A 484-nucleotide genomic window follows, 5' to 3' on the forward strand; every position below is an offset into this window, starting at 1 on the left:
TATGTTTTTTACCATCCACAAAGAAATACCATGCATTTCCGTCATCATACCAAGCATTTGCTGGTTGTCCGTCAGAACCGTAAAAAATTCCGTTTACATAAGTTTGTCCTTTTGATACCAAGCCATCTTTATATAATTTACCATTATATATTCCATTGGCATATTTGCCATCTATAAAATATCTTCTTCCATTTGCATCTGTTCCAAATCCATTATGCTTTATACCACTTTGAAAGAAATACCATGCTTTACCGTCATCACACCACCAATTTGCAAGTTTTCCATCTTTATAAAAAAGTCCGTCTATATAAGCATTTGCATATTTCCCGTTAATAAAATACATTTCACCGTTTCCATCTACGGCTTTTCCTGTATGTTTTTCTCCGTTTTTAAAGAAATACCATGCATTTCCGTCGTCATACCAACCATTTGCCGGTTGTCCGTCAGAACCATAAAAAATTCCGTTTACATAAGTTTGTCCTTT

Annotated in this window: 1 pseudogene; it reads right to left on the reverse strand. The window is 34.5% G+C overall.

From position 1 onward, the window contains the following. Positions 1–484: pseudogene (locus HMPREF3181_RS07925) on the reverse strand (murein L,D-transpeptidase); the annotation flags it as partial.

Source organism: Parvimonas sp. KA00067 (assembly GCF_001553085.1).
Taxonomy (GTDB): Bacteria; Bacillota; Clostridia; order Tissierellales; family Peptoniphilaceae; genus Parvimonas; species Parvimonas parva.